Below are 5866 nucleotides of genomic sequence, written 5' to 3' on the forward strand. Positions count from 1 at the left end.
GGGCGCAACATCGATCGCCATATGCGATAGCCCTGCGTTTGCGGGGGGGAGGGGAACGGACTGCACGTGCAGACCAGACACAGCACCGCCGATAACAGGCTTCGGAGCACGCGCCTGAGCACGACCAATCCAAGACCAACCGTCAAGCTCATTTGGCACGGGGGTTGCTTCGAGTTCCCGGACCCGGGGCGTGCCATGAGTTTCCGTCCGTTCACCAGCGAATCCTATGCGCAGGGCGAGCGCCCCGAGGCGTGGCGCGATGTGCTGAATGCCGTCGGGCTGCAGCCGGCGGCGAAGACGCCGTTCTATGACGGCCATGCCACGGCCTCACACCGCACTGCGCCAGGACTGGCGCTGTCGCGCCTGTCGGCCGGCGCGCAGGCGGTGGCCGCGGCCCCGCTTGGCCATGATGATTTGCCGATCGCGCTGCTCGCCATCGAGGACGGCGCCGTATTGCGCAGTGGCGACAACCATCGCATCGTGCCGGCGGGACACTTGATGCTGCTGCCGCGATCCGGCGATTGGAGCATCGCGTTCCAGCGCGACCTGCGCGCGATCGTGCTGTCGGTCACGTCCGCCGCCCTGCATGGCCGCATCAGCGGCAAGCTGAAATTCGCGAGGCCCCAGGTCGTCGCACCGAGCGGGCTCGCCGATGTGGTCTGCCGCACGTTGGAGGCGACCGCGCGGACGATCGACACCTTGAGTGATGCCGAATGGAGCACGGTGGCGCAGAGCCTGGTCGATCTCTTGCTCACGCTGGCGCATCAGCAGGCCGTGCCGACATCCGAGGCCGGCACCAGCGCGACCCAGGCGGCGATCCTGCACCGGATCTGCCAGGCGATCGAGCGACAACTCGACGACGCCGACCTCTCTCCGAGCGGCATCGCGCAAGCGGAAGGCATCTCCGAACGCTATCTGCAGAAACTGTTCGAGAGCGCTGGCGACAACTTCACGCATTACGTCAAGGAGCGACGGCTGCAGCGCGCCTGGACCGATCTCTCCGATCCGGCCGAGGCGCCTCACTCGATCTCCGAGATTGCCTATCGCTACGGGTTCGCCGATTCGGCGCATTTCAGCCGCAGCTTTCGCGCCAGGTTCGGCCTGTCGCCGCGCGAGTTCCGGCAGCAGAAGGCCGAGCAGGCGGTCGCCTCAGCGGCGCCGCGCGGCCAGCGTGGCTGGCCACAGGATGCGCTGGCGCAGCAGCGCGCCTCACAGACCGCGGCTCCGTCGCGAAGCGAGATCGCGCTGCCCGCCCCGGCCAACGATCACCAGGCGCAACAGCGCCATCATCATCTCGCGGTATCGGCCGAGCGTGTCCATTGGGGCTATTTCAGCCGCTCGCTGCCGCCGCAGCTGGAAATCGCCTCCGGCGACACGATCACCATCGAAACATTGACCCAGCACGCCTCCGACGATCCGGAGCTGATGATCTCGGGCGACGACGGCGCGCTCAGCGTGTTCGGCTGGAGCAAGGCCGGGAAGAACGTCGACCGCCGCGGCGCCGGGCCGATGGACGCGAGCGTGTTCGGCCGCGGCGCCGGCGAAGGCTTTGGCGTGCACATCTGCACGGGTCCGGTGGCCATCAAGGATGCGCAGCCCGGCGACGTGCTCGAAGTGCGCATCCTCGACATCGTGCCGCGGCCGAGCCGCAATCCAAAGCACGAGGGCCGCGTGTTCGGCTCCAGCGTCGCCGCCTGGTGGGGTTATCATTACAACGAGCTGATCGCATCGCCGGCTCCGCGCGAAGCCGTGACGATCTACGAGATCTTCGCCGGGGATCCCGAGCCGCATGCCCGCGCGCTCTACTCCTATCGCTGGGAGCCGCAGACCGATCCGGCCGGCGTGGTGCATGCGACCTATGACTATCCCGGCGTGCCGGTCGCGCCCGGCAGCATCAAGCGCCGCCACGGCGTGCTCGACAACATCCGGATTCCCCTGCGGCCGCATTTCGGCGTCATCGCGGTGGCGCCGCGCGAGGCCGATTTCGTCGATTCGATTCCGCCGTCCTATTTCGGCGGCAATCTCGACAATTGGCGTCTCGGCAAGGGATCGACGGTGTATCTGCCGGTCGCGGTTCCCGGTGCGTTGCTGTCGGTCGGCGATCCCCATGCCACCCAGGGTGACGGCGAATTGTCGGGCACGGCCATCGAATGCTCGATGACCGGCACCTTCCAGGTCATCCTCCACAAGAAGACGCAGCTCGCCGGCAAACCCTTTGCCGACCTCAGCTATCCCTTGATCGAGACCGCGACCGACTGGGTGCTCACCGGCTTCAGCCATCCGAACTACCTGGCGGAGTTCGGCGCGCAGGGTCAGAGCGAGGTCTACGCCAAGTCCTCGCTCGACCTCGCGATGAAGGACGCGTTCCGCAAGATGCGCCGCTTCCTCATGCACATCAAAGGGCTCAGCGAGGACGAAGCGATCGCGCTGATGTCGGCCGCGGTGGATTTCGGCGTGACGCAGGTGGTCGACGGCAATTGGGGCGTCCACGCGATCCTGAGCAAGCGGCTGTTCGAGGATGCGGATTGACCTCACAAGATGAGTAGGGTGGGCAAAGGCGCGCTCGCTCTGCTGCCGTATCAGATGATTTGTCCCGCGCCGTGCCCACCGCCGCTCTGAATGGTGGGCACGCGTCGCCTGCGGCGCCGCTTTGCCCACCCTACTCATTCACTGACAGAAAGGACCCTTCATGCAGTTCCACATGATCCCCGGCGCCACGAAGCCCGTCGCGCCGTTCAGCCACGCGGTCGAGACCGACGGTTTCGTCTTCGTCACCGGCCAGATGCCGGACTCGCCCGAGGCGCCGGGCGTGCTGCCGGAGGGGATCGTGGATCAGACGAAGGCGGTGATGCAGAACTTGAAGGACATCCTCCAAGGTCTCAACCTCGGCCTCGAACACATTGTGATGTCTCGGATTTACTTGACGGAGTTCAAGCGGGATTACGCGGCAATGAATGAATGCTACCGCTCATTCTTTCCCGCAGACCGGCTGCCGGCCCGCACCTGCGTCGGCGTCACCGGCCTCGCCTATGACGCGCTGATCGAGATCGATCTGGTCTGCCGACGACCCTAGTTCCGAATGGTAAATTAATCCTCAATGCTTTCAAGGGCATTCGATCTGGGCTGAGGAGGCAGGCACTGTTGCCGATTGTGCGGCGGCGCGCGGCGGTGTCAATTCGCCGACGACCGCGGCGGAACGAGGGGAGTGCCATGCCGAACCAGTTTTCCAATCGCCAGGAGATCCGCAAGCCGGCGGTGACCAGCAAGGGCGGCATCGTCGCGGCGCAGTCGCGGCGCGCGGCCGAGGTCGGTGCCGAGGTGCTGGCCGCCGGCGGCGACTGCATCGATGCTGTCGTGGCGACCGGCTTCGCGCTCGGCGTTGTCGAGCCGTGGATGAGCGGGCTGGGCGGCGGCGGCGCCATGGTGCTGTACCGCGCCAAGGAGAACAAGGTCGAGGTGATCGACTACGGCATGCGCGCGCCGGACAGTTTGCGCGTCGAGGATTATCCGCTGACCCATGACGGCAGCGTCTCTCCGGACATCTTCCCGTGGCCGCGCGTCAAGGACGACCGCAACCTGCACGGCCCCGGCGCGATCGCGGTGCCCGGCGTGGTGGCCGGCATGGAGATGGCGTACCGCCGCTACGCCAGGCTGCCTTGGCAGGACCTCGTCGCACCGAGCGTCGAGCTCGCCGCCGAGGGGCTGCTGGTCGACTGGTGGACCACCGTGATGATCTCGAGCTGCGCCGCCGACCTGCGCCGCTATGCGGGCAGCGCAGCGGCCTATCTGAAGGACGGCCTGCCGCCGAACCCGCAATGGGGCGCGAAGGCGGTGACGCGGCTGCCGCAGCAGCAGTTGAAGGCGACCTTGTCGCATCTCGCCCAGGCCGGCGCGCGCGACTTCTACCAGGGCGACATCGCGCGATCGCTGACCCGCGACATCCAGGCCGCCGGCGGCGCACTCTCGGTCGAGGATCTCGCCGCGTTCGCCGCGCAGGTCCGCGATCCCTTGCGCATTCCGTATCGCGGCGGCACGGTGTTCGCGACGCCGGAACTCACCGCCGGACCGACCCTGGCGCATGCGCTCCGGCTGATGCAGGCGGGCATCGAGCCCGCGGGCACGGCCCCGGACGCAGGCGCCTTCATCGCCTATGCCGAGGCGATGCAATCGGCCTATCGCGAGCGCCTCAACGACATGGGCGATGCGCCCGGCAAGCGCGCGCTCGGCGCCGAATATCTCGCGCCCGCCTGCACCACGCATTATTCGGTCGTCGATCGCGACGGCAACATGGCCGCGGTGACGCAGACCCTGCTGTCCGGCTTCGGCTCGAAATTCCAGGCGCCGCAGAGCGGCATCATGATGAACAACGGCATCATGTGGTTCGACCCGACGCCGGGCACCACCAACTCGCTCGCGCCCGGCAAGCGCTGCCTGACGAACTACACACCGGTCGTGGCCGAAGCCGCCGACGGCCGCCGCCTCGCGCTGGGCGCCTCCGGCGGCCGCCGCATTCTTCCAGCGGTGGCGCAGATGCTGTCCTTCGTGATGGACTATCGCATGGACCTCGAGGCCGCAATCCATCAGCCGCGCATCGACGCCAGCGAGGGCGACGTGGTCGGAGCCGACACGCGGCTGCCGGCGGAGGTGACGACTGCGCTCGCGGCGAGGTTCGAGACGGTGCCGGCACCGGTCCAGACCATGCCAATGAAGTTCGCCTGCCCCAGCATCGTGCTGCGCGACGGCGATGTGAACAGCGGCGCGACGGAGATTGCGCACGCCTGGGGCGATGCGGTGGCGGAGGGGTAATCTGCACCATGGCAGTCGAGCTCTCGCCACAAAGACGGTGAGCTCCCTTCCCCCTTGCGGGGAGGGCTATCGCATATGACGATCGCAGTTTTGCGCTCGTCCCTCTCCACATCGTCATGGCCGGACCTGTCCCGGCCATCCACGTCGTTCGGCATGCTTGGAACGACGTGGATGCCCGGGTCTTGACGCGGCCCTCGTACCACGAGGCGATCCCGCCGATCAGGCCGCCGCTGCTCTCAGGCGGTCGGCGTTGACGGCACGGCGATCTCCGGAAGGCTTGCCCGCAAAAAGGCCCGCATGCGGGAGCGGAACGCGGCCACGTTCAGGCCAACGACTCCAAGCCCGATCAACCCGCCGACGAGCAACGCCGGCAACGACCAGGTCTGGCCTCCCGCCGCGGCGAGCACCGGACCAAACAAGCCGGTTGCGACCGCGACAAAAGCAATGCAGCTCGCCGGCGCCAGGCAGATGTCCCACGCAATGACGGAACGCTCGGTTGCGTCGACGTGCAGCCTGCCGACGACGAGAGGAATCTGAATCAGAATCAATCCGCGCGGCCGCAGCCAGATCACACGATGCCTCTCGTCCCAATAGACGATACTGGTGCTGAGCTTGACTTTCCTGCCCGCCGGCAGTTCGGAACGAAGAACAAATCGGTCCCGCTCTCGCCCGATCCGCAGGAACGCGCCGAGATAGGGCCGGTAGACGGCAATGATTGCGATCAGGTCCAGACTGAGGGCCCCAAACAGCACAGGCGTGAGCCAGGACGGCAGATCGACCGGGGTCGGAGCCGGAGAGGGAACGTGAGCCCGCTGAAGAGAGGGACGCCCGATCTGGTTCGGCATGGGTCCGGCAAAGCCGCGGATCTCCAGGCGCAGGATCACATTGTCGGACGGATCGTAGCAGATCCGCACATAGGCACCTGGCGTGAGCGGGCCGCCGCGGGCCGCCGTCACGTGGAAGCCCTCAATGAGGTCCATGTCCGAATATTGGAACGGCACGCCTGATACCGTGAACGATTCGCTCGGACGCCGCGCGAGCGGCCCTGGCGTGAACTGCT

The 5866-nt window shown here is 67.0% G+C and carries 4 protein-coding genes; 3 read left to right on the forward strand and 1 reads right to left on the reverse strand.

The genetic code is table 11. The features are described from left to right. Window positions 1–195: 195 nt before the first annotated feature. From BRAS3809_RS28675 to BRAS3809_RS28685, 3 genes are all read left to right on the forward strand, one after another. Window positions 196–2529, forward strand: a complete 2334-nt coding sequence (locus BRAS3809_RS28675) for an acetamidase/formamidase family protein (protein ID WP_008965507.1) — start codon at window positions 196–198, stop codon at window positions 2527–2529. Between the two features lie 160 nt (window positions 2530–2689). Continuing rightward, window positions 2690–3073, forward strand: coding sequence for a RidA family protein (locus tag BRAS3809_RS28680; RefSeq protein WP_008965508.1), 384 nt, complete (start codon window positions 2690–2692; stop codon window positions 3071–3073). A gap of 137 nt (window positions 3074–3210) precedes the next feature. Then, window positions 3211–4806 carry a gamma-glutamyltransferase family protein gene (locus BRAS3809_RS28685; RefSeq protein ID WP_008965509.1) on the forward strand — a complete coding sequence of 532 codons (1596 nt, stop codon included), beginning with the start codon at window positions 3211–3213 and terminating at the stop codon, window positions 4804–4806. Window positions 4807–5042: 236 nt separating this feature from the next. On the opposite strand, the gene BRAS3809_RS36855 is transcribed toward BRAS3809_RS28685, so the two are convergent. Further along, on the reverse strand, window positions 5043–5866 hold an 824-nt coding region (locus tag BRAS3809_RS36855), incomplete at its 5' end, for a hypothetical protein (protein WP_201767130.1).

The sequence above is a fragment of the Bradyrhizobium sp. STM 3809 genome (assembly GCF_000239795.1).
Taxonomy (GTDB): Bacteria; Pseudomonadota; Alphaproteobacteria; order Rhizobiales; family Xanthobacteraceae; genus Bradyrhizobium.

What these genes read in the sequence shown, in the direction of transcription:
- BRAS3809_RS28675 (WP_008965507.1), top strand. Translation starts at nt 196, where the DNA reads ATGAGTTTCCGTCCGTTCACCAGCGAATCCTATGCGCAGGGCGAGCGC.
- BRAS3809_RS28680 (WP_008965508.1), top strand. Translation starts at nt 2,690, where the DNA reads ATGCAGTTCCACATGATCCCCGGCGCCACGAAGCCCGTCGCGCCGTTC.
- BRAS3809_RS28685 (WP_008965509.1), top strand. Translation starts at nt 3,211, where the DNA reads ATGCCGAACCAGTTTTCCAATCGCCAGGAGATCCGCAAGCCGGCGGTG.